We start from the raw sequence: 25,717 nt of genomic DNA on the forward strand, positions 1-25,717 counted from the left end.
ATGGATTAGGGTACAACCGTAATCGTTATCGTTTTAAACTGTCCGTCGTAAGACACCCTGGCCTCTGTAGTTCCAGGATTCATCCCATACACAACGCCTTTCACGATAAATCCAACTCTAGAATCTACCACCGAGTAAAGGCCTTGTGTTGTTACATCCAGCGTACTGCCGTCCTCCTTTGTTGCTGTGACCTTGATCGGTCGCGTGCTGCCAGCTCGTACCTCCACCTTTTCCTGATCCACATGTAATACGGTTCCTTTTGGTGGAAGCGTCACTGCATGCTTGACACTTTTCAAAATGTTTCCATTCTCATCATGAATGAAGGTTACGGATTCTACGCCATTTTCTTTAATCGCCTTAATCCGATTGTTTTGATCGTATACGTACTCATAAAGAGTCCCACCAGGCGGGGGAGCAAAAACAGTGAAGGAAACACTCACCGGATAACTCTCGGTATTGGTCAATTTGATCGTGTAGTTCCCCATCCCCAGCTCATAATTGCTTTCGGAAGGAGTTGGCGTCTCTTTAGGAGTTATGGCATTTCCATTGGACAGTACCGTGACACCTGGATATTTATGCGTCTGATTTTTCAATTGTGTCGTCATGCGATACTTGCCAGAAATGATCGTATTCATGGCCATCTCTACCGTTTGACCAGGCTGAAGCGTAATTTCCTTTGGTTGGTTAAAGGTAAATGCCTCTCCACCCGGCTTTGCCAGGAGCGTAGCGTAGATGGAATCCTTAGCGACAATTTTTACATAATAGGTTTTTCCTGCAACAAACACGGGGTTGACTCTTCCGTTGGCACCCGCCGCAATCTCCTCATGTGCCTGCAGGCTTGCCGCTTTATAGACGGATAGGGTTGCATTTGCAGGTGAACCCGAATCGTTGTTTAACGTGAATAAATAGGTTCCATTTGTTCCGGCAACGATTTTCATGTATTGCGCCTCATTTGCAGGGAAATACATCCGCACGGGGCTATTCTCAACCATTCCATTAAAATTGCCTTCTGCTGGTTTCGTTTCAACCGTAATCGAACTGCCGTAGCTGCTAATTCCGGCTGAAGTATACGCCCAAAGTTTAATGGTATACACACGGGAAGGCTGAAGGCCCGCGATCGTATGATTAGTGACGTCACCCACTTTTTTAATACCGCCACCATCGACTTGGATTCCGTAGTCTATGGCCCCTACAGATGGACTCCAATAGATTTTGAGTGAATTGGTTTCGGCCTCCACGTTAACGATACTTGGTGCATCCGGCTTGTCTTCTACCGTTAAGCTTCCACTGTAATAGGCCACAATCGGCTCCGTCACTTGGATATTTTCGTACGTGCCCGATCCGAGTTCCCGCCCCGTCCAATTCAGCTCCCACTGACCAGAGGTTCCTGTTGTTGTGAATTTTTTGGCAGAATGAGAGGAGGACACTTTGGCTTCAATCGTTTCTCCAGAGGTAAGCTTCGTGTATGTTCCATCCAATGTAAAGATGTCATCAAGGTCCATGACTCTCTTGGCAACCGGCGTGTAGATCACGATTTTCGGAAGTGCTTCTTCCAGTCGGACGGAATAGTTAACCTCTGGTGTCCAAGCTCCCCGGTTATCCTGCGCCTGTACTGTCCAGTAAATGGTCTGGTGCAGCATATCTTTTGTAAGCGGGAAGGAATACCTGCTAACAACTTGTCTGTTTTGAGAAGCCTCCGGGATTAGCACCTCTTTTTCAACAATCTCGTTTCCACCTGGCGTGAAGCCCACTCGTAATTTTGTCGAAACGATTTTGTCTGTGACATCATTTTCATCGAGCGTGTAGTTGATGGTTCCTGTAAGCCATCTGTCCAAGGTGACAAACCCCGTACTGGCTACGACAGGTGCTTGATTGGCAGCCAGAACACTGAAATTCAACTTCGCCGTACCACCATAAACATAAGCAGGCGTCTTCGGCATAATCGTGCGAATTCGTGCTTCCACTCGGGCATTTTTCTCGATCACACTTGTATCAAACACGTAGGAACGTGCTGTGCCTGTCAATTTTTCGCGGATCGTTGAGGTGACACGCCCACCTTCGCTTATATAAATAAGTAATTCTTGCGATTCGATTTTACTGGAGTGCCCACCGTAGCCTACATATTCCCATGTCAGTAAAACCTTTTCTCCTTTTGAAATTTCGGTTCCATCCTTCGGAGATTTCCAGTCTGCGACAACCACAATGTCTTCCTTTTCGGCTTGCGCTATCATGTCCAGGGTGAAGTCTACTTTTTCACTGAGTGATCTTCCGGACTTTTGGTCGACTGCCCAGACACGAAGAGAGTAAAGAACATCCGGTTTCAGGTGATGAGTGGGCAGGTTGAACAAAAATGGTTGGGGCTTTTCCGAAGCCGTAAATCTCGTCAACTCTTGTGGATCTTCATCATCCAGCTGGTACCAAATGTTAACCTGATCTCCCATATTCGGGTCCATGGCAAAACCTGAGATCGCAACAACATCTTTGCCATCAACGGTGGAGACCGCTGCCCCCACAGAAGGGGAGGTCAAATAGATTTTGGGAGACGCATTATCGTTAACGGCGTTGCTCATGTAGGTAATTTCAGGTGTCCATTTTAGTAAATCGCCGATGCTATTTTCTTTTTGATCCACTTGAAACAAGAGCGCATCTCCTTGCTCTACCTCAAGTTCTTCTTGGATTTCCACACCAATTTCATCGTTGAATTCAATGGCTTGCCAGCCAGTAGCCGGCCAAATTTGTTCATCGTTTTTCATCAATCGGACGTTTACCCCATCGCCCTCATCGACTTGAATTTTGGAAATCCAACCGCTGACCTGGATTTTTCCTGATCGTGGCGCTTCCCATTTGATGACAGGGTTTGTGCTGCCAACTTTTATCCAGGTATTCCCGATGGCCGTATCGTGATTGCCCTTCCATTCTTCTGTTTGCTTATTCCATGTCAAATCAGCATGTTGATTCCATGACACCTCTTGATAGGACCAATTGTCCTTACCTTGCTGATCTGAAAATTGCAGCCAATAGGTGTATTTGTCCTGAATCGGTTTCACAATCGTGATCGCCTTTTCCATGCTGGTCTGTTTCCCGTCTTTTTCCGTTACCAGAACAGTCAGCTGATGCTGTCCCAAGTCCAGATCATTCACTTCCAATAGATAAGAAAAACCGGGTTTTACAGGTGGTGCCTCTGGGTACATTCGCAAAATATCTGGGCGCTCCAATCCATATTTCGCCTCACCCAATGCAACGCCATCCATCTGCACTTCGATTTTTTCCACTTCACCGGAGGTCATGAACCAGCCTGTTAGGTTATAGCTTCCACTAATCTGTTCATTCTCTCCTGGAGCATCAATCGCACCTGTCGTCGTTAGAGCGCCACCCTTCACATGAATAGGCACTTGCTGAACGATGCCAGCAAAAGTAACGGACAAAACGGTATTCCCTGGTGCTAGGCCCGTTATCACACCAGTTGCGTCTATTTTTGCAATGGCTGGGTCTTGAATCGCGTAGGTGGCTTCGCCCGTTACGTCCTTTCTACTCTTGTCCCGATAAGCTGCTACAACCGTGAGAGAAGCAGTCTTTTCTTTCTCAAGGTCAATTGAGGAGAGGTTGGTAGTAATCCCTGTTACGGGGCCAACTGTTACCTCTTTATCGAGGACGAGACTTTCTACTCCCTTTTTATTGGTTACTCGTACGGTTATTTTGTGCTCGCCTTCATTAAAGCCATTTGTATGGAGTTGATACTGAAACCCTGCATTTGCATTCTCATAGCGTGGATACAGGGCAAAAATGTCTGGGCGAGGTCCGCCATATACTGCCGTTCCTTGTAGCTGCCCATCCATCCAAACTTCAATCTTGGCTACAGCGTCCGGATCAAGAAGCCATCCTTGAATCGTTGTGGTTCCTCCAATTTCTGCTTTGTCCATCGGAATGTCGATCTGTCCTTTTGCAACCAGTGGGCCTGATTCTGTTTCCGTCACAACCACTGGAATCGTTAGGTTCTGACCTCCATAACTGACGACAATCTTGGTCATTCCTACTTCGAGTCCTGTGACGATTCCCAGTGGACTCACGTGGATCACATTGGCATTCTCGTACGAATATACGGCATGCGCAGTCACATCTTTTGGACTTTGACCAGCTGTAGTTGCGATAATCCGTAGCTTCTGCATCGACGATTTTGCTAAGCTAATTCCCGATTCCGTATGCTTCAAACTATCTGCCGGAGCTATTTCTCCAACCACAAAGCTTTTCTCTGGCAACGGATATTGTTTGCCTTCGCTATCCGTCACCACAACAGAAACCGTATGATGACCAGATTGCAAATCGGACAAGTCCATCGTATAGCTAAATCCTGCATGCGTATTCTGATAGTCCGGATGCAGTAGGGCAATGTCGGGACGAGCTATACCCGATTTGGCTTGTCCGACTTCTTTTCCATCAAGGAAGACCTGATAACGAGTAGGCGTAGAAGGATGCAAAAACCAGCCCGCTATCGTATACGAACCATGGATAACCGCGTCATTTGCTGGCGTTTCTATTTCGCCGATTGCCTTTTGTACTTCTGCTGCTGTAATGACGACTGGTATCTGGATACTCTGATTTCCGTATTTGATCGTAAGGCTCGTATTGCCCTGCGCGAGAGCCGTAACTACGCCGTCTGGACTCACTTTTGCAACAGATGGATTTTCTACGGTGTAGAGGGCTAGCTTGGTCACATCCTGCTTGCTCTGATCCTTTAGCTCTGCTTTGACAGTGAGTGGATGTGTTTTTCCTTGAGAAAGCTGCAGCTCGGCGATATCTACGTGCAATCCAATTGCCGGGATCAATTCGACCACCTGAACGGTTCTTGACCCCAGCATCGTTTGATTTCCATCCTTGGCTGTTCCACGAACAGAAATGGTATGCTTTCCTTTTTGGAGAAGAGCTGTGTCGAGGCTGTAATGAAATCCAACGTTGCTACCCGGTAAAGAAATATCCGTAATCTCGATTTCGGGACGTGGAACTCCATACGTGGCTTCACCGATTACAACGCCATCCACCAATACCTCAATGCTCGAGACGCCACTTGAGGCGATAAACCAGCCTGTTACAGGGTAGATTCCGCTAATCGTCGCGTTGTCGAGAGGACTGTCCAATCCCCCTTGGGAAGCTCCAGCAGCTGCTTTCACCGAGATCGGTAACGTCAGCACTTGTCCCTGGTAGTCGACAATCACCGTGGTCTGTCCCATCTGAAGACCAGTGATGATTCCGTGACCGGAAATGCTGGCAACGGTAGAATCCTCAAGGGTGTACTTCGCTTCTCTTGATACATCTCTGATTTGGTCATTTTGCAAAACAGCCGAAATGGTAAGTTGCTGTGTATTCCCTTGTGATAGCTCGACCTTGCTTACATTTGCAGCTATACTCTTGGCTGGTTGTGAACGCTCGATAGACACGGAGCGCTCCGCCAGCACTTGCTCTTTGCCTTCCTGATTCACAGCCATCACCGATATGGTGTGCTGCCCTTCCGTCATTTGAGTCGTATCCAAAAAATACTGAAAACCAGAAGTAGCATTTTGATAAGCTGGGTACGCCTGTGCGATATCAGGTCGCGATTGCCCGTAAAGAGCTTCCCCGACTAATTTCCCATCTACATGGACAGCTATCTTTGCTACACCTGCCGGATCTAAATACCAGCCTTTCATGAGAGAGACTCCCGTCATTGTGGAATGATCGGCTGGACTCTCTAGTTCCCAACGCGGTATGAGCGCGATTTTTTCCTGGATCGTGACAGGAAGCGTGATGGCTTGTCCTTCATAGCGAATCGTCACAATCGCTGTTCCCATTCCTATTGCTTTTACGAAGCCAGTTGGGGATACCGTTACGATACTTTCATCCGAAGAAGTGTATTCAGCCAGCATCGTGACATCTTTTAGCGTTTTATCATCGAGAATCGTAGAGACAACGAGCTGATGCGTATTCTCCTCCGTTAGCTCCAGCTTGGAAACATCCGCATGAAGGCCTTCTACTGGCTGCTTGGTGCCAATATAGAACGTATTTCCTTCGATAACCGACTGCTCTCCACTCTTGTTTTGAATGGCAAGCGAAATCGTATGCAATCCTACGCTCATTTCTCTTGTATCCAGGTTAAAATGAAAGCCTGCGTTTCCATTTTGGTACGCTGGATACTTGGCCTCAATATCGGGTCTTGAGTCACCATAAGTTGCCTCTCCAACCTTTATGCCATCAACCATGATACTGATTTGGGACACGCCTGCTGGATCTAGATACCATCCCTTCATTACATACGTACCGACAATGAATTCACCATTTTCTGGGGTATCAAGACCACCACGTGGGGTCAAAGGTACCTTTTCACTAACCACTACCGGGATTTCGATCGTCTTGTCTTCAAACGTTACGATCAATCGCGTCTCACCAATGCCAGTCGCGATCACCAGTCCTGTTGGCTTTACTGTAGCGATTTTTTCATCGTTACTGGCATAACTCGCTTGCTCGGTAATGTCCTTGGTCGTGTCATCTGTCAGCTTCGCCTTGATCTTCAATGGATAGCTCTGCCCTACGGAAATAGCCAGCTCGTTAGGATTAGATTCAATCGCCTGAATCCCGGTAGACTGTGTGCTTCCTCTCTCCAAGGCTTTTTCCAGGTTCACCAGCCCTTTACCATAAAAACGTGGCTCCCCTAAAGGTGTTGCACTCTCGATCAAAATATCCCGGACTTCATCGTTGGTTGCCTTTCCCTTCTTCGACCAAATGACTGCTGCGACACCTGCCACGTGAGGAGCAGCTAGCGAAGTACCCGAGCGCATTTCATATCCTTTGTGAAGCGAAGTACTTAAAATATCCACGCCCGGAGCCATCAGGTCCAAACCCGCTCCTACACTGGAGGTATCTGCACGCTGGTTATCCCGATCAACGGAACCTACCGACAAGGCTTCCGGATAATGTGCCGGGAATAATTGAGTATCCTCCCCCAGGCCTCGATTGCCCGCTGCTGCAATGATCAGAATTCCATGCTCATTTGCCCTTTTAATCTGGTCGTGCAACGCTTGACTGTCCACGGACCCACCTGCACTGATCGAGATAATATTCATGCCATTCTGGATGGCCCATTCTATTCCCTGAATCATACTCGAATACTTGCCATGACCTTTTTCATCAAGAACTTTGATCGAATAGATTTCCGCTTCTGGCGCGACCCCTACTATTCCAAGATGATTGTCTTTTCCTGCGATTACCCCAGCTACTGCGGTACCATGACCATGGGCATCATCGTAATCCACTTCACCTTCTACATAGGAAATGCCGCCATTCACTTTCAAATCTTCATGACGTGAGATTCCGGTATCCAAAATTCCTATCTTCACATTTTTACCTAAGTAATTTTTGCTATGTGCTTGAAGTGCACCTACATGCTCGACTCCCCATGGGATCTCCTGTTTTTCTGTCAGGTCGATCTCTGCTAACTCAGTGTCACTATCTTCCTCTATGTACGCGACATTTCGATCTTGAGATAACTCCTCCCTTTCGCTTTCAGTTAAGGTAGCCACCATAATTTTGGAGCTAAGTTGTTGCACAGACGTTCCTTGAATGGCGCTCCTTTTTGTTCGCTTACTGTCCTTGAAACCAATCAAGTAAGTTTTGCTTTTTTCCGTTGCGTGCGCCTGCTCAGGGACCGTTTGCAAAAACAGTAAAGAGAGCAGGATAAATACGTTACAAATACTGATGGAACGGATGAATTTACTGTTCATCTCTAAGACTCCCTCCCCCATACCGGTTCAAAACCGAAAGAAAATAAGTACAGGTAAAATTAGTGAAATATTCCTTAAACACACAATTCGAATTATAATGAATTCCTTATATTGGATCAACAGGAAATAAAGACAAAAAAAGACGTTCTTAGACAAGAACGCCTTTCACCTTTCCTTATTTATCCTCTCATTTGCCCCGCAATCGTCAAATGCGCCTCACCTGCTACACGAATAACAGGCTCCCCTCCAGATCGATCAACTGTTACATACAGCTTTCCTGGCCGACCAATCGCATGTCCTTGCCCTATGACGAGCTCTGTCACTTTTCCAGCAGGCAGCAACTCTTCCAATGCCAGATAGCCAGCCAGAGCCCCGTTTGCAGCACCTGTTACAGGATCTTCTGCAATCCCAATCGCAGGCGCAAAATCTCTCGTGTACAAGTCATAGCCTTCAGGAGCATCCCACGAAAACAAATGGGTGGTTGTGATGCCGTGCTCCCTATTCATTTCTGCGAGGGAAGCGAGCAATGGCTGTGCTGCATCGATTGCCTGACGGGTGCGGACTGGAACGAGTAGATGCCTATTTCCAGTGGAAGCGAGCTTCATCGGATAGCGATCATCCAGATCGGCCAATGTTATGCCTACCAGCCTCGCTACCTCTTCGCTGTCTACATCAATCTCCTTCACAGAAGGCTTGATTTGGGTCATTTCCACTCGCTGTAACTGGCCATCCTCCATCATCAATTGAACAGGAATCAAACCAACGTTTGTCTCAAACACGATACGACTACCCTTTTCCAACCATCCACGCTCTGTTGCCAATAGCCAAGCAGAACCCACTGTCGCATGTCCGCAGAAATCGATCTCAACCGAAGGAGAAAAATAGCGAATGCGAAAATCAGCTTCTGGATGGTCGGATGGCATCAAAAAGGCAGACTCAGGAAGATTCAACTCATTGGCAATTTTCTGCATTTGGTGTAAAGTCAAAGTACCTGCTTCCGGGATGACGCCCGCGGGATTGCCTGCAAACGGCTCTCTCGTAAAGGCGTCCACATGATATACGCTCACATGATTCATGGTTATTTCTCTCCTTTTGTTAAACGAATGCTTCTCTTGCTTTTCATCTTAAAGTGGTGCAAGCGCGCTGTAAAATGAAGCTTTCGCATACCAACCATGATAAAAACTTCATGAAAGGAGAAGCTCTATGACTTTGTTTCAAATGGAAGTCCTTGTGGCTGTCACCAACGCTGGCAACTTCACGCGAGCTGGGGAACAAATCGGATTGAGCCAGTCGGGTGTAAGTCATACGATCGGCGCACTGGAGAAAGAGCTCGGCATTTCCTTGTTCACCCGCAATCGAAGTGGTGTTAAGCTGACCGCAGCTGGCGAAAAAATCGTCGCCTCTGCCCGGATCATATTAGAAAACGTCTCAGTGATTAAACAGGTGGCTGCCGAATCAGGCGAGCATGTGGAGGCAACGCTCCGGATTGCTTCTTTTCCCAGCGTAACCGCTCAGCTTCTACCCAAATTGCTAAAGTCGATAGAAAGTCACTATCCGCATATACAAACAAAGCTATATGAAGGAAGCTATCAAGAAATAAAAGAATGGGTTCGCTCGGGGGTTGTCGATGTCGGTTTTCATGTGTGGCCAGATGACGAGCTGGAGGGAATTCTGCTGACGACAGACGCCCTGTATGCTGTCGTGCCAGGCAATCATCCTTTAGCAAAAGAGCACTCTCTCACCTTGGAGCAATTAGCCCGCGAATCGTTTCTCATGCCTATGGCGGGTTGTCACTTGTTGATTGGCGCGGAGTTTGCCAAAGCTGGGCTTACGCCGAATGTTGTCTATGAGATCGCTGATAATACAACGATACTAGCCATGGTAGAAAGCGGTGTTGGGGTGACAGTCGTTCCGTCACTGACTCTACCAGCGCAACTACCCGATGTCGCTGTCATAGAAATCACACCGCCTCTCTCTCGGCAAATCGGCTTGGCTGTACGCTCGCTTCGTGAAGCCCCACCTGCCGTTCAAGCTTTTTTGCGGGAGGCAGAGCGCATTGCACCCACACTATAAAAAGGACGTGCTTCTTCGTTGAAAAAATGGCCCATTCTCCTACTCGCTCTCTCCATAATCAGCAGTGTGATTTTAGGAATTACCATTCAAGCCGGTACGTTGGTGCCATTGATTAACCAGAGTTTTTTAATCGGTCTTTTCCTGTTGATCGTAGGGAGTATTGCCGTCGTGACACGCTCTGGGTTTTTCACGATTTTTCTGCGTGGATTCAAGCAATTGAAAGGGATGTTCTTTCGCAAGCCGCGCATGATGGACAGTGACATCGTCCAAGCTAACGACCCTGCTTTCGAAGAAAAGAAGGAGTCGTTCGTGCGAATCGGAACCTCGCTTTTTCTTACATCGGGCACTGGACTGATTGTCTTCTCAATCGTTCTTACCTGTTTCTACTATTTATAATCTCACAAGAAAGGGCTGTCCCATCGATCGGGAACAGCCCTTCTTCCTCTCTTACGACTCTATCAAATGACATGCCACCCAATGCCCGGGTTGTGCCTCTTGCCACCTCGGCACTTCTTCCGCACAACGAGATTGAACGAGTGGGCAGCGTGTGCGAAATCCGCAGCCACTCGGCTTGTTCGCTGGACTCGGCAAATCTCCCTGCAAAACGATACGCTCTCGCTTTACCGTCGGGTCAGGCACTGGCACAGAAGAGAGCAAAGCCTGTGTATAGGGGTGCAACGGACGAGCGTACAGCTCATAGCTCGATGCCAGCTCGACCATTTTGCCCAAATACATGACGCCAATCCGGTTGGAAATATGTTTGACCATGGACAGATCATGCGCGATGAACAAATAGGTCAATCCGCGATCATGCTGCAAATCCTCCAATAAATTGACGACTTGCGCTTGAATCGAGACGTCGAGTGCGGAGATCGGCTCATCGGCAATGATAAATTCCGGTTCCACTGCCAACGCACGCGCGATTCCGATCCGTTGGCGCTGTCCCCCACTGAATTCATGCGGAAAACGCTGCGCATGATCCTTATGCAAGCCCACTAGATGGAGCAGCTCCGCCACACGCTCTCGTCTCATCCCGCGGTTCAAATGGTGGATGTCCAAGCCCTCTGCAATGATATCCTCTACGGTCATACGCGGGTTCAGACTTGCTTGCGGGTCTTGGAAAATCATCTGGGCATCCCGATTGAACTGCCCCGCTTCTTTTCCCCGAAGCTGATGAACGTTCTTCCCTTTGAACAGCACTTCGCCATCTGTATGGTCATACAGGCGAATAATCGTCCTGCCCAGCGTAGACTTCCCGCAGCCACTTTCGCCGACCAGACCGAACGTCTCCCCTCTGTTGATCGTAAACGAGACACCATCGACTGCTTTCAAATCAAATCCTGTTCCAAGCGAAAAATACTTCTTCAAATCGCGAACATCAAGCAACGCTTCTGTCATACTCCCTGCCTCCCCGCTGCCACGAGCTCCTCTATTCGCGGTGCCCGTGGATCGTGAAGCCAGCAAGCAGCCTGATGTCCACGACCGAATTCGCTCGTCACGGGCATCTGCTGTTCACATATCTCCATCGCAAAATCACAACGGGCAGCAAACGGACAGCCGACTGGCGGATGAAATAAATCCGGCGGACTGCCTTCGATGGGAATCAGCCGTTGCTTTTCGCCTTCATCCAGACGCGGAAGCGAGCGCATTAGTCCCCATGTATACGGGTGACGAGGATTTGCAAAAACATCCTCAACCGTCCCAGTCTCAACCACCATCCCCGCATACATGACAACCATGCGATGAGCAATCTCGGCTACGACTCCCAAATCATGGGTAATAATCACCACTGATAACGCCTGTTCCTCTTGCAGTCGTTTGAGCAAATCCAAAATCTGCGCCTGAATCGTCACATCCAGTGCTGTCGTCGGCTCATCCGCAATCACTAGCTTGGGTTGGCAAGCAAGAGCAATCGCAATGACCACTCGCTGACGCATCCCTCCGCTGAATTGGTGCGGGTACTGATCGATTCGCTTTTCCGGATCGGGAATTCCTACGAGGGAAAGCATCTCGATCGCTCGCTTTCGCGCTTCCTCTCTCGATACTTGGTGACTGCGAACAAACCCCTCTACGATTTGTGTCCCTACCTTCATCGTCGGATTGAGCGCGGTCATCGGGTCTTGGAAGACCATGCCGATCTGCATTCCGCGAATACCCAGCAGCTCTTTTTTGAGCAGGTGGCTGATTTCGGCTCCTTCAAATACAACCTTTCCCCCGACGATTTTTCCAGGTGGATGAGGGATTAATCCCATGATCGCTTGAGCCGTAACGCTCTTGCCACATCCACTCTCCCCTACGATGGCAACCGTCTCCCCTTTGTCCACGTAAAAGGACACGCCCCGCACGGCCTGAACCTCTCCGCCATACGTCTTGAAATTCACCCGCAAGTCATCGATTTTCAGCAAATGCTGGTTCATCCTCATTCCCCCTGTCGTCTCTAATCGCGTAGACGCGGATCAAGCGCATCCTGCAAACCGTCGCCGAATACGTTGAAGGCGAACATCGTCAGCGAGATCATCAATGCCGGGAAAAACAGTCGCCACCAATCACCTGTCAAAATAACGCCCAAGCCATCGTTTGTCATCGTCCCCCAACTGGCGACGGGAGCTTGTACACCGAGTCCAAGAAAGCTGAGAAACGATTCCGCAAAAATGGCCGATGGAATCGTAAAGGTCAAATTGACGATAATGACGCCAAATGTGTTGGGAATCAAATGCTTAAGCAAAATTCGTGAAAACTTCGCTCCCAGTACTTGGGCAGCCAGAATGAACTCTTGATTTTTCAATTGCAGGATTTGTCCGCGCACCAACCGCGCCATGCCAACCCAACCCGTAGCAGACAGGGCAATAATAATCGTCAGCATTCCCGGCTCCATCACCACCATGAGCAAAATGACGACCAGCAAATACGGCAGCCCATACAAAACCTCGATAATACGCATGATGATCGTATCGATGCGATCCCCTCGTTTGCCTCGTCCTGCCATATAGCCTGCAATGCCCCCGACTGTCACCCCGATGACCAGGTCGATCAATGCCGCGACAATGCCAATCGTCAAAGAAATCCTCGCCCCATACCACGTACGGGCAAACATGTCACGTCCCAGCTCATCCGTCCCAAACCAATGCTCTGCGGAGATTTCCTGATTTTTGGTCAGCAAGCTCTGATCGGAATAACTATACGGCACGAGATTCGGGCCAATGATCGCCATGCCAACCAAAGCGAGAATAATGAACAGCCCAAGCATAGCCAGCTTGTTTTTCAGCAGCTTCCGAATGACCTGCTGCCCTTTGCTGAGACTGGGTCGTGCAATGACATTCGCCTGCGTGTTTTTCGCCAACGGACGAAATAACGGGTCCACTTTGTGCTCCATCGCCACAGTTTATCTCTCCTTGTTGGTCAGCTTGATCCGCGGATCAATCAGGGTGTATGCCATATCAATCAGGAAAATGGTAAAAATCAGAATCGCACTGTAAAAAATCGTCGTACCTAAAATGACCGGATAGTCACGGTTGAAAATGCCGTCTACGAAGTACTTGCCAATGCCGGGAATCGCAAAGATTTTCTCCACGACAAAGGTCCCCGTTATCAAACTGGCAATCAAAGGTCCTAGAAAGGTGACAACAGGCAGAATCGCATTGCGAATTCCATGTCTGACGACGATGATAAACATCGGAATCCCCTTTGCTTCTGCTGTTCGAATGTAGTTCTGGTTCATGACTTCAATCATGCTGGCACGCATGTAGCGGGTAATGACCGCAACTGGACCAATGGCGAGCGCCAGTGAAGGCAGTATCGTATGCATCCAGGTTCCCCATGTCGCAACGGGAAAGAGCGGCAGCTTGATCGCGAAAAAATTGATCAGAAGCGGTGCCATAATGAAGCTCGGAATCGCTACCCCCAATACGGCAAGCGCCATGGCAAGGTAATCCAGCCATTTGTTGCGATTGAGCGCTGCGATAATGCCCAATGTAATGCCGAAAAGGAGTGCGACCCCGATCGCTTGTGCACCCAACCAGGCTGATGCAGCAAAGCCATCGGAAATCATGTCATTGACTCCACGAGAGTCTGACTTGATGGATGGGCCCAAGTCGAGCATTAACAGATTTTTCAGATATAAAATATATTGAACAGGCAACGGCTCGTCCAGGTTGTATTTGGCACGTAAATTATTGAGAATTTGCTCGGGTAACTGATCCGACTCGGAGGCAAACGGGTTCCCCGGAATGGCATGCATCAAGGCAAACGTCAGCGTCACGATAATCCACAGGGTGACGAACATCATCAAAATACGTTTTACCAGATAGTTTGACATGGAAGTCCTCCTCGTTTACTTAGCCAGCTCGTAAATGGCATGCGCGTAAATCGCCATGGCACGCAGCAGGTCGTCAATCTCGGCATATTCATCAGCGAGATGGGCCATAGATTCCTTCCCCGGAAAGAGCGGACCGAAAGCAACACCATGCGGCATGATTTTGGCGTAAGTTGCTCCTCCTGAGGAAAGAAGGGTCGCTGGCTCTCCCGTGTGCTCCTCGTACACGCGCGACAAGGTTTGGATCACAGGATGCTCTTTGGGTACAAAATGCGACTTGGATGTCCGCAGAGCGGAAAGCGTCCAGCCCAGCTCAGCAGTCCTTTGCTTCAATTTCTCAACGTATTCTTCACAGGAAATGGTCGCCGGATAGCGGATATTGAGCCGAACTGTCCCCCCTTCGCTGGAATCGTAATGTAAAATCCCCGCGTTGACCGTCAGCTTACCTGACACTTCATCCTCGCAAGCCATATGGAGATGGTGAGCAAAATAATCTTCATGCAAAACATCAGCCAACATCGTAAGAAAGGACAAACAGGAGCCACCAAACGGGTACGCTCGTAAAAAAGTAGCCAACAAGGTTCCCGCATTCACGCCTTGGAATGGCGCCATCCCATGAGCTGGCTTTCCTGCGAGCGTGAATTGCAGCTGTCCCAGCCCTACCAGCTCCATACGACCAGTTGTGTGCTTTTCATTCAGAAACATCTCCCATTCTTCCGCCAATCGGGAAAGGACGACCTCCTGCCGTGCCTCGGAGTCCAGTCGTACTAGAGCGACTGCTTTTTCGGGTACACTGTTGCCTTGATCACCGGAGACAAACGACGCTAACTGCCATGCTCCATTTCGTTCGATTGGTTCCATCACGGGAATCGTCAATGTCGGGTTGATTTGTCCCTTCTCGGCATGTGTCATCGGGAAGGAGGAATCAGGTGAGAAGCCAATCGGCGGGATGCGATCATGCTGGGCAAAATGCTTCATGCACAGCCAGCCGCTCTCTTCATCCGTTCCGATGATCATGCGAACACGTTTGGTTAGTGGCAAGCCTGAATCCTTGACCAGCTTCAGCGCATAGTACGCAGCCATCGCTGGGCCTTTGTCGTCAATCGCTCCCCGCGCATAGATACGACCGTCGCGAATGCTCGGTTCAAAAGGCGGGGTCGTCCAGCCTTCTCCCACAGTGACAACATCAATATGAACGAGCACACCGATCTCTTCTTTCCCATCGCCGAACTCGATTGTCCCAGCGTAACCATCCAGGTTTTTGATCTGGAAGCCATCCAGCTCACCGCGTCCGAGCATGGCTTCAAGCGCCGCTGCAACACCTTCACCAAATGGCTTTCCTTCTTTTGCCGTCGTCATGTCTTCGATGCTGTTAATGGAAAGAAAGGATTTCAAATCATCCAGGTACTGCTCTCTTTGCAGAAGCGCTTGCTGCCTCCAGTAATCGCTCATATACGTTCCCCTGCTTTCATCCGATGTAAATAGGCAAGAAACGACTCACCTTTCGAGGAAATCTGACTCCCTTGTCTTCCTTTTCCCACTTGAATCAGCTCATCCTGCTGCAAAAGCTTCAGGCGATAGCGCAGCTGTTGCAACGTAACCGAGTGACCTTGTTCTTGCAACTGCGCAAGTAGCGTATAGCGCCCACCGCTTCCTTGTCTCAGCTCCTGCAAAATAGCGATGATTTCATTTAGAAATCCTCGCTTTTTATATTCAGTAACGATGCTCTCACATTCATTGTGTAGACCATCTACAGGCAACGGCGCTTCCGGTATTTCCCGCAGAAACGGCAAATGATACGGATACGCTTCCTCCTCCACGACATGCGCTAAATACTCGATCACATTTTCAAGCTCGCGAATATTTCCAGGCCAATCGTACTCATGGAGCGCCCTCATGGCTTCATTGGTCAACGTAAACGGCGGGCGGCGTAAATCATAGGAATATTTCTTTATAAATTGTTGGGCCAACCACGGGATATCCTCCCGTCTGTTCCGTAGCGGCGGCAAATGAATTGGCAAGATATTCAGGCGATAATACAAATCAGCACGGAAGGCTCCTTCCGCAATCATCCGCTGCAAGTCTTGATTCGTTGCTGCGATGACGCGAATATCTGTCGGGATGATCTTGCTCCCTCCTACGCGCATAATCTGACGTTCTTGCAATACACGCAGCAGTCGGTTTTGAATAGCGATGCTGGCATCCCCGATCTCATCAAGAAAAATGGTCCCTTTGTGGGCCAATTCAAACCAGCCGATATGTCCACCTTTACGCGCTCCGGTAAAAGCCCCTTCTTCATAGCCGAATAGCTCGCTTTCCAAAAGAGATTCCGATATGGCAGCGAAGTTGACCCCAACAAATGGCTCTCTTCTGCGTGGCGAAGCATTGTGGATAGCCTGGGCGAGCAATTCCTTCCCTGTCCCTGTCTCTCCCAACAACAGCACGGTGGAGTTGCTTCTGGCGATTTTGCGGGCAATCTGAATGACTTTTTGTACAGGGGCACTCTCCCCATAAAAATCATCAAACTGGTATTTGGCTATCAATCCTTTGCTGTAAAGGCGCATGCGGTAATCATGCTCCAGCTTTTCAATTTCTGCCGCCTGACGAAATAAAAGCAGACTCCCCAGAAAGCTGCCTTCCATGACGATGTGCATTTTGCGGAAAAAGTAGGTCTTGTTCGCCCAATCTACCAAAACATCCTTGTTCTCTTCACACTGCCGGATCAACTGATAAAAACTCGCGGGCAAGCAATTGGACGCCCGCTCACCGACGACTTCATTCCCTTCCATTTGCAACGTATCGATTGCTTTCTGATTGACAAAACGGATGTTTTCTTTTTCATCCATGGCAATCACTGCGTCCTCGATTCGATTGACGATAGCCTCCAAATATTTGCTCAACAGATGCGCATGCTGAATCTCGTTGTTCAGCTCTTTGGTGATATCGACCAACGATTGCATAGCGCGTGCGGTCACCTTTTGAAAATTACCGTTTTTAAAATGAGAGTAGATGGCAAGCCATGTAGATAAATCGATGATCCGATACCCAATATCGACAACTTTACGAATGTGCGTGGGGACATGCTCTGCCTCTCCTGGCGTAACCGCAATTTCGATGTCAGGTGGATAGTCAGCACCTGGATAATAGGGATACAGCTCAAAATCCATCCCTGAAGCACGCAGCAATTCCACATTTTCTTCAGCAGTTTCCTTCGTGTCACTGACGAGAAGCACTTTCACGCCTTTCGGGATTTCCAGCATGCCGCGTAAATTATGATACGGTAGCATTCGCTTGGCAATGATGATGCTGGATTCTTTCGGCATATACGGTTGTACAAGAGGGACGATCCTTTTGGTGGATACAATGACGAGAGCACCAGGCGTGATCGGGCGTAACGGAAGCTGGTCGACTCGCATCGCCTCGACATGGATATCATCGCCAATTCCTAATTCATGGTATTGACTAACGACAGACTGTAGAAACTCATCCATTCTCGCAATAAATATGATCGATTTTTTGTCCATTTCAGCCGCTCCAAGATGTAAAGTGAAGACAAGAACGTTTCGAATATTCGCTCTTGTCTTCGCTTATTTTACTTACTACTTATTGCCGATTTCTACCCATTTGTAGTCAATCGTACCGACTGGATGGCGAATAATGGCTTTTATGTTTGGCTGCTCCATAAATACTTTTGTCCCGAAATAGATAGGTACGAGTGGCATATCATCCATAAAAATTTTCTCCGCGTCATGCATGAGTTTGAAGCGCTCGGGTTCGTCGGCAGTGTTACGAATCTTCTCGACAAGTGCGTCATACTCTTTGTTGCTGTAATTGATACGATTCCCAGGATGGTCAGTCACGAACAGCTCCAGGTAATTGACCGGGTCTCCGTAGTCGGCAGGGATCGTCGAGCGGGAGAATTGGAGAGTGCGAGCACGCTGCTCTGCCAGGAATACTTTCCACTCTTTGTTTTCCAGCTTCACATCTACCCCAAGGTTTTTCTTGTACATTTCCTGCAAAACTTGCGCGATGGCCTTATGTGCATCACTGGTGTTATAGGTCATGGTAACAGGCGGCAGGGTTGTCCAGCCTTCTTCTTCCATCCCTTTTTTCAGCAATGCTTTTGCCTGCTCTGCATCGTTATCCTTGAAGAAATCTCCGCCCTTTGTGCGGAAATCCGCTCCGTCTGGCTCCGGGAAGCCCAATGGAACGTGGGCCATGGCAGGTGTTTGCTTCCCTTGCACGACATTGTCGATTAAGGTTTTGCGATCGATGGCCAATGCAAATGCCTTCCGAATGTTGGCGTTCGTGAACGGAGGAATTGTAGTGTTCATTCGGTAGTAGTAGATGGACGCTTCCGTCTCCACTTTTGCTTCTCCGGAATCGATCAACTGTTTCTTCATATCATTGGGAACGGTCTGGATCATGTCGAGCTGACCTGTTTTGTACATTTGGAATTGTGTATTTTCATCGTTGACCATGACAAACTCGATTCCCGCATATTTGATCGAATCACGGTCCCAGTAGCCATCGTTTTTCACCAGCTTCACTGTCTGGTCATGAACCCAATCTTCCATTTTGAACGGTCCATTCGTCACGATGCTTGCAGCGCCTTCCGCCCATTTCGGATTGCTCTCCACGACTTTTTTATTCACTGGGAAGAAGGTCGGCTGCGTCAGGATGTGGAGGAAATAACCTGTTGGCGCCTTCAGCTTTACCTCAAACGTCCTCTCGTCTACGGCCTTTACTTGTACGCCATCTGCATTTCCTGTTCCTTTGTTGAACGCTTCTGCTCCATCGATGTAATAGGCGAGGAAAGCAGAAGGGAATGCATTGTTCGGATCGACAATGCGCTTAAACGCAAACTCGAAGTCCTGCGCTGTCACTGGTTCACCATTCGACCATTTGCTATCGCGCAGGGTAAAGGTATACGTTTTTCCATCCTCACTCACTGTCCATTTCTCGGCCATGGCTGCTTGCGGCTTGTGATCCTTGTCCAGTCGAACCAAGCCTTCCATTGTGGCGTTCAACACCTCGTTGGAAGTACTGTCAAAGCCCTTTGGTGGATCTAGCGAAGGTGGTTCGGTCTTCAGATTGAGCTTGAGCTTTGCAGCGACATTTGCTTGTCCACCTGAATCTGTGGACGCTTGACCTGCTGTCCCTCCCCCTCCTGGCTGTGTCGGCGTTGCCGACTGACTACAACCCGTAATGGCAAGAACAGTGACAAGTGCAGCGGTACTAAGCAGCTTCCATCCTTTTCGCATGTTCATTGCATGTGACCCCCTTTTCTTTTTAAACAGCATGTAGCCTTTGATGCTTTATGAATAAACGGCACGCTGGGAATGCCATTTATACACGCAATGAAAAATCTGTCTTGGCGAGACGAAAGGAAGTCTCGATCCGTCCAACAACGTTCCCACTCATGTTTGTAATAGGCGGATTGGTATATTCCGCGAGCGCTTCCAATGGACCGTCCATGCCGATTCCCAATTGACGAAGCACTTCATTGACGACCGGGTTGATCGCTCGTGGTCCTCCATCCTCGATTTTGATGGCAATGCCCCATCCTGTTTCTCTATCGCCCAAGCAATACACAGACTCTGCGCCTGCCTTCCCTACGATACGACCGCTAAACGCTGACATGAGGTCTGTGCAATATCGATTCTCGCCCCCGACCATTTCGGGATGAGCGGTCATGGCATCCGTAATTCGCTGAACAGCTTTTCGTCGCTCGGGATTCTCAATCACCTCTGGTCTCGCCAGCTTGGCGAAGGCCCACGCGTAATGAGCGAGCGGCAATTGATGGACGGGAACCCCACATCCATCTGTCCCGAGGTTGATTTTGTCTTTGGGGTAGCCTGTTATGTCCTCGATTACTTCGAGAATTCGCTGTTGCACCGGATGAGTAGGCAAATGATAGGTAGTCACGTCCTCCCCCATATGTGTCGCAGTGGCAATCATGCCGGAATGCTTACCGGAGCAATTCGAGAATACGGGTGTGAGCGGCTTGCCCTCCCGGATTAGCTGTTTGTAGCTCTCCTCATGACGTGGCACATGTGTCCCGCATTGTAATGCCGCTTCTGGCTGACCTGCTCGCGCAAGCATCGAGAGCGCCCGTGTGCGATGGCGTGGCTCTCCACTGTGAGAAGCGCAACAGAGCGAGAGATCAGCCGGCTCAAAACCATACCGATCTGCCGTCCCCGTCTCGATTACCGGAATCGTCTGCAACGGTTTCATACTGGAGCGTGCATATGTGAGGCGATGGGGGTCCCCGTACGAATAGAGCAATCTCCCCTGCGAATCAACAACTGCGATATGTCCAAGATGTGAGCTCTCTACCTGTTCTCCCCGGTATACGTTGGCAACGACGTTCATAGCAAGTCTCCTTTGAGTGTGAATAGTAGAATGGTTGTACTTTTCTACAGTAAGCAATTAGCGTGCCAACGCAAGGATATGACAGTTAATATTGAATTTTCTGCTATTTTATCTGTGAGTAGTGGGACAAAAATAGCCATCCGCACAATGAATGAGTCACCCCATAAACATTAATAGGTTGTCCTTTTCGATAATCAGGCTACCTTCATGATCAAATAAAAGAAAAACACCCCTTTTTCTCCCGCAATCGGAAATAGGGTGTCCTGAATAGCCTTTCTCTTATTGTTTGGCAACCCTCTGCATATCCGCTTCGACCATCATGTAAATGAGCTCTTCCAGCTTCGTTCTCGGTGTCCAGTCGAGCTCTCTTTTCGCTTTTTCCGGATTCCCCAACAAAATGTCCACTTCTGCTGGCCGATACAATTCCGGGTCGATCACGACATAATCCAAGTAGTTCAACCCAACATAATCGAAGGCGATTTTGCACATCTCTTCCACCGTCGATGTTTTTCCTGTCGCGATGACATAATCATCTGGCTTATCCTGCTGGAGCATCAGCCACATCGCTTCTACGAAATCTCCAGCAAAGCCCCAATCCCGCTTCGCCTGAATATTCCCCAGCCGCAGTTCCTTTTGCTTGTTGGCGGCAATCCTTGCAACAGCATGCGTCACTTTCCTCGTAACGAATTCCAGCCCACGCAAAGGCGATTCATGATTGAATAAAATGCCGTTGGTGCTAAACATCTGAAAGCTTTCCCGATAGTTTTTGGTCATCCAGTAGCCAAACAGCTTGGAGACTGCATATGGGCTTCTTGGGTAAAAAGGCGTTTGCTCCGATTGCTGTGGCTCCTGGATTAATCCGTACAGCTCACTTGACGAAGCCTGATACATTTTGATAGCAGAGTCCGTTTCCCGAATCGCCTCCAGAACATGCAGGACACCCATTCCCGTTACTTGCGCGGTCAAAATAGGTTGTTCCCACGACGAACCGACAAAGCTCTGTGCACCTAGATGATACACTTCCGCTGGTTTACATGCCTTCAGCGCACGCGTCAACGACGACACATCCAATAGATCGCCGTCCTTGTACTCTACCTGATCTGCGATGTTCAAATACTCCAGCCGCCACCTGTCCACTGTACTCCGACGTGGAACCAGTCCCACCACATGGTATCCCTTCTCCAGCAGAAATTTTGCCAGGTAGGCTCCATCCTGACCTGTAATTCCTGTGAGGAAAGCTGTTTTCATCCGCTTCTACTCCCCTTCTTCAGGCTGTGCCGTAATGTTGATTCCGGTAAGTTCCCTTGAGCATCTCTTAAGCTTATGCCGGATCATGTTGATACGTTCAGTTGTCAGGGTGAGGGTCAAGAATAGAAGTCCGTAATAAACTAATGAAAGCAAGCAAGCCGTTGTCATAGATCAATAAGGAGGTAGGCAGGTGACATGTCGCTCATTACCGTCGTGATTCCAACCTATAATCGGGCGAAGTATCTCCCCACAGCCATCGAAAGTGTGTTGAACCAAACACACAAGGAATGGAAGCTCCTCATTGTAGATGACGCCTCTACTGATCACACACAAGCCATCGTCGAAAAGTACCTCGATGATCCCCGCATTCACTACGTGCTACTCCCTGAAAATTCAGGGATTGGAAAAACAATGGCTGCTGCTCTGGAACGAATTGATACGCCCTACTTTGTCTCACTTGACTCGGATGACTGGTTCGACGGAAAAACCTTAGAAATTTTGTTGGATGAGATGGAACGCCAGCCGGAAACCACGAACGTCGTGTTCTCCAACACCGTTTTTTGGAGGGAAGTGGGTGACACGCGTGAACTATCCGAAATCTTGCGGCCTCGGAGCTATGAAGATAAGTATGATTACCTGGAAGCCCCAATGGTTTGGCCTCGTTTTTATCGGACACAAGCGGTTCGTGATGTCGGCGGATTTGAATGTGACGATCCCATGCAGGGAAGGTTTTCTCATGACAAGTACATGTTATTAAAATTGATCGGAACAGGTGATATTCACTGGGTCGATGCGAACCTCTATCATTATTTGATTCACGAGAGCAACAATTCCCACACAAAGAACTGGCCGCAATGGACAAAAGCAAGAAAGTACATTCTAACGAAAATCTTGAAACTGTGGGGAGACGAGTACGAGCCTGTTTTTGTGTACACACCCCAGGGCTGGGTCTATGTGAGCAAGCTCATACCAAAAGAGAAGCCTTCCTAACTATTCTGCGACAATCTGCTTAAACAAGGTCAATGCCCGCGCCACCGCTTGATCCATGTTGTAGTATTGATAATCCGCGAGTCTGCCCGCAAAAAGCACCTGATCTCGTATTTGCTCTGCTTCTTGTTTATAGAGGCTGTACCGTTGACTGTTTTCCTTGCGGGGAATTGGATAATACGGCTCGTTTTCGCCAGGAGAATACGACTGTGGATATACGAAGGATATAGTTGTGTGAGGAACGACTTGACCTGTGAGGTGCTTTTGTTCGAGGATTCTGGTGAAATCATACTCATTGGGATAATTGACAGTCCCCACTTCTTGATACCATGCCTTTTGATGCGTTTCAAAATGAAAGCGCAGGCTTCGATAAGGCAATTGCCCATGCTTATAGCCAAAAAAGGAATCGATCGGGCCGGTGTAGATCATTCGTTTATACCTAAATTCATCCGCGATTTCTTGATAGTCCGTATTGAGGAGCACCTTTATATTCGGATGGTCGAGCATGCGATGAAACATTGCTGTAAAGCCATGCAACGGAATTCCCTGATACGTGTCCTGAAAAAACCGATTGTCCCTGCTGACACACACAGGAACCCTTGCGGAAACAGACGGATCCAGCTCCTCCGGCTTCAAATCCCATTGCTTGACCGTATACCGATGAAATACTTTTTGATAAATGAACTCAGCCAAAAAGCCAAGCTCTTCATGAGCACTTTCCCGAAGCTTCAGAATTGGAATCTTCGCCCCGAATCCATATTGACGGATCAGCAAGCTCTCCAGTTTCTGAGCATATTGCGGAGAAAACAATGCGGACAATGCATTTAGATTGAAAGGCAACGGTATTTTTATGCCATCGACATAGGCACGCACCTCATGGAAGTACGGCCGCCACTGGGTAAAACGCGATAAATAGTCCCAGACCAGCTTGGAATTCGTATGAAAGGTGTGCGAACCGTATTTGTGAATCAGTACCCCCTGCTCATCATAGCAATCATAGGCATTTCCTCCGATATGATTGCGTCCCTCTACCACCAACACTTTCTGATCAAGCTCATTGGCAATCCGCTCTGCGAGTGTAGCACCCGTGAATCCAGCTCCGACAATCAGCCAATCCACCTTCATGTTAGACTCACATCCTCCCGTCTTAATCACATCCACTCACTCACTTACCATTCCGTTAATACCCTAGTAAATGATGTCGTACTCTACACGCGGGAGTGAATTCTATATGAATGCAAACTGGTACACACACTACACACGCTGGAACGAGTGTGAATCCCTCGATTCAGAGCTTCGTCAGCAGTTAACCGCCATGCACGCTGATGAAAAGCAGCTTGCGGATTGCTTCTCTGCCCCGATTGCATTTGGAACCGGAGGGATGCGCGGGGTCATGGAGCCGGGAATAAACCGCATCAACCTTTACACGATTCGCAAAGCAAGCGCAGGGCTGGCTCTTTATTTACTCGAAACATACCCGGATCTGGCCGTCAAAAAAGTCGTCATTGCCTATGATTCACGGAAACACTCACAGATGTTTGCCAAGGAAACCGCCAAAGTTCTCGGGCAGTACGGGATTACTACATGTATATTCAAACAGCTGACTCCTACCCCTCTGCTTTCCTTTGCCGTGCGCCACTATCGTGCGTGTGCTGGCATTGTCATTACAGCAAGCCATAATCCGCCCGAATATAACGGCTACAAAATTTATGGCGCAGACGGGGGACAAATTACGCTCGCGACAGCCGAACGACTGATGGACCATATCGCTAATGCCGGAAATGAACTCGAAATCACTCCAGCAGATGAGCAAGAGCTGCACAAGAATGGACTGCTCCACTACATTGACGATTCTCTCTTGCATGCGTATTTGGAAAAAGTAAAGCAATTGCGCGTTCATCCAGACTTATCTCCTGCGATCCGAGAGCAAGTGAAAATCGTCTTTACTCCCCTGCACGGCACGACCCATGACTCGATCACGCGTGGATTGAAACAGTTCGGGTATACACAAGTGAGTGTTGTTCTCGAGCAAGCTATCCCCGATCCTAACTTTTCGACGGTAGACTCGCCTAATCCCGAAGAGCCTGAGGCCTTTCGATTAGCGATTTCATACGCCAAAAAGATGGATGCCGACATGATCATGGGGACGGACCCTGATGGAGATCGCCTTGGCGTGCTCGTCAAAAATAAGGCAGGAGACTACAGCGTCCTGACAGGAAATCAGTTGGGAGCCATGCTTCTTCATTACCTGCTGGAAACCAAACAAAAAAAGGGGGAGCTCCCCACAAACGGCCTTGTCTTGAAAACAATCGTCACGTCCGAAATGGGTAGAGCCATCGCGGCAGACTTCGGTGTATCGACAGAAGACACCCTGACAGGCTTCAAATATATTGGCGAAAAAATCGAAGCCTATAAAAAAAGTGGAGCGTACGTCTTCCAGTTTGGGTACGAAGAAAGCTACGGGTACTTAATCGGTGATTTTGTCCGGGATAAGGATGCCGTACAAACCGCTTTGCTACTTGCTGACATGTGCGCGTATTGCAAATCACAACACAAAAGCCTCGCTGACACACTGAATGACTTATTCGACCGTTACGGTCATTATGCAGAAGAGCTGATTTCTTTCACATGCAAAGGGGGAGAAGGCATGCAAAAAATATCGGCAACGATGTCTTCCCTGCGCAATCAGCCACCTTCCCAAATCGCCTCCCACCCCATCCTAGCCATCGAAGATTATGCCAGCGGAATCCGCACGGATTGTCAAACAGGTACAACCACACCGCTCACCTTGCCAGCCTCGGATACAATCAAATACTTTTTCCACGATCATGCGTGGTTTTGTGTCAGACCCTCAGGCACGGAGCCCAAAATCAAAATTTATTTAGGAGTGAAAGGAACGAGTAGTCAAGATAGCCAAGAAAAGCTCTTCACCTTGAAGCAAGCTGTCTTGCAGCTGCTCGATTTCTAGTCAGGA

At 48.7% G+C, this 25,717-nt stretch carries 16 protein-coding genes; 4 read left to right on the forward strand and 12 right to left on the reverse strand.

The window, feature by feature from the left end; genetic code table 11:
• Positions 1–5: 5 nt before the first annotated feature.
• Both HP570_RS07060 and HP570_RS07065 read right to left on the reverse strand, forming a co-directional pair.
• Positions 6–7,748: a S8 family serine peptidase gene (locus HP570_RS07060; RefSeq protein ID WP_173625280.1), complete on the reverse strand. Its 7,743-nt coding sequence runs from the start codon at positions 7,746–7,748 to the stop codon at positions 6–8.
• A gap of 179 nt (positions 7,749–7,927) precedes the next feature.
• Positions 7,928–8,824 carry a PhzF family phenazine biosynthesis protein gene (locus HP570_RS07065; protein WP_173625281.1) on the reverse strand — a complete coding sequence of 299 codons (897 nt, stop codon included), beginning with the start codon at positions 8,822–8,824 and terminating at the stop codon, positions 7,928–7,930.
• 127 nt (positions 8,825–8,951) lie between these two features.
• On the opposite strand from HP570_RS07065, the gene HP570_RS07070 reads away from it, so the two are divergent.
• On the forward strand, positions 8,952–9,821 hold the full coding sequence (locus HP570_RS07070) for a LysR family transcriptional regulator (RefSeq protein WP_173625282.1): 870 nt from the start codon (positions 8,952–8,954) through the stop codon (positions 9,819–9,821).
• Between the two features lie 18 nt (positions 9,822–9,839).
• The gene (locus HP570_RS07075; protein ID WP_173625283.1) at positions 9,840–10,217 is read left to right on the forward strand and encodes a DUF3899 domain-containing protein; all 378 of its coding nucleotides are present in this window, start codon (positions 9,840–9,842) and stop codon (positions 10,215–10,217) included.
• Between the two features lie 51 nt (positions 10,218–10,268).
• Here HP570_RS07075 and HP570_RS07080 read toward each other — a convergent pair whose 3' ends face one another.
• The 9 genes from HP570_RS07080 to gmd form a co-directional block, all read right to left on the reverse strand.
• Positions 10,269–11,219 carry an ABC transporter ATP-binding protein gene (locus HP570_RS07080; RefSeq protein ID WP_173625284.1) on the reverse strand — a complete coding sequence of 317 codons (951 nt, stop codon included), beginning with the start codon at positions 11,217–11,219 and terminating at the stop codon, positions 10,269–10,271.
• Positions 11,216–12,238 carry an ABC transporter ATP-binding protein gene (locus HP570_RS07085; protein WP_173625285.1) on the reverse strand — a complete coding sequence of 341 codons (1,023 nt, stop codon included), beginning with the start codon at positions 12,236–12,238 and terminating at the stop codon, positions 11,216–11,218. The genes HP570_RS07080 and HP570_RS07085 overlap by 4 nt, the downstream gene beginning before the upstream one ends.
• Positions 12,239–12,258: 20 nt before the next feature.
• On the reverse strand, positions 12,259–13,194 hold the full coding sequence (locus tag HP570_RS07090; RefSeq protein ID WP_173625699.1) for an ABC transporter permease: 936 nt from the start codon (positions 13,192–13,194) through the stop codon (positions 12,259–12,261).
• 9 nt (positions 13,195–13,203) lie between these two features.
• On the reverse strand, positions 13,204–14,136 hold the full coding sequence (locus tag HP570_RS07095) for an ABC transporter permease (protein ID WP_173625286.1): 933 nt from the start codon (positions 14,134–14,136) through the stop codon (positions 13,204–13,206).
• A gap of 15 nt (positions 14,137–14,151) precedes the next feature.
• Positions 14,152–15,585, reverse strand: a complete 1,434-nt coding sequence (gene pepV / locus HP570_RS07100; RefSeq protein ID WP_173625287.1) for a dipeptidase PepV — start codon at positions 15,583–15,585, stop codon at positions 14,152–14,154.
• The gene (locus tag HP570_RS07105) at positions 15,582–17,657 is read right to left on the reverse strand and encodes a sigma-54 interaction domain-containing protein (RefSeq protein WP_173625288.1); all 2,076 of its coding nucleotides are present in this window, start codon (positions 17,655–17,657) and stop codon (positions 15,582–15,584) included. The genes pepV and HP570_RS07105 overlap by 4 nt, the downstream gene beginning before the upstream one ends.
• Positions 17,658–17,732: 75 nt before the next feature.
• A complete protein-coding gene (locus HP570_RS07110) occupies positions 17,733–19,403 on the reverse strand; it encodes a peptide ABC transporter substrate-binding protein (protein ID WP_173625289.1) in 1,671 nt (556 codons plus the stop codon).
• A gap of 79 nt (positions 19,404–19,482) precedes the next feature.
• On the reverse strand, positions 19,483–20,508 hold the full coding sequence (locus tag HP570_RS07115; protein ID WP_173625290.1) for an asparaginase: 1,026 nt from the start codon (positions 20,506–20,508) through the stop codon (positions 19,483–19,485).
• Between the two features lie 279 nt (positions 20,509–20,787).
• Complete coding sequence (gene gmd / locus HP570_RS07120; RefSeq protein WP_173625291.1) at positions 20,788–21,756, reverse strand: GDP-mannose 4,6-dehydratase; 969 nt, start codon at positions 21,754–21,756, stop codon at positions 20,788–20,790.
• A 195-nt stretch (positions 21,757–21,951) separates the two neighbouring features.
• On the opposite strand from gmd, the gene HP570_RS07125 reads away from it, so the two are divergent.
• The gene (locus tag HP570_RS07125; protein WP_173606872.1) at positions 21,952–22,746 is read left to right on the forward strand and encodes a glycosyltransferase family 2 protein; all 795 of its coding nucleotides are present in this window, start codon (positions 21,952–21,954) and stop codon (positions 22,744–22,746) included.
• Here HP570_RS07125 and glf read toward each other — a convergent pair whose 3' ends face one another.
• Positions 22,747–23,868, reverse strand: coding sequence for a UDP-galactopyranose mutase (gene glf / locus HP570_RS07130; RefSeq protein ID WP_173625292.1), 1,122 nt, complete (start codon positions 23,866–23,868; stop codon positions 22,747–22,749).
• A gap of 106 nt (positions 23,869–23,974) precedes the next feature.
• On the opposite strand from glf, the gene HP570_RS07135 reads away from it, so the two are divergent.
• A complete protein-coding gene (locus tag HP570_RS07135) occupies positions 23,975–25,711 on the forward strand; it encodes a phospho-sugar mutase (protein WP_173625293.1) in 1,737 nt (578 codons plus the stop codon).
• Positions 25,712–25,717 lie beyond the last annotated feature (6 nt).

It is taken from the genome of Brevibacillus sp. RS1.1 (genome assembly GCF_013284365.1).
In the GTDB taxonomy this organism is placed as follows: domain Bacteria; phylum Bacillota; class Bacilli; order Brevibacillales; family Brevibacillaceae; genus Brevibacillus; species Brevibacillus brevis_D.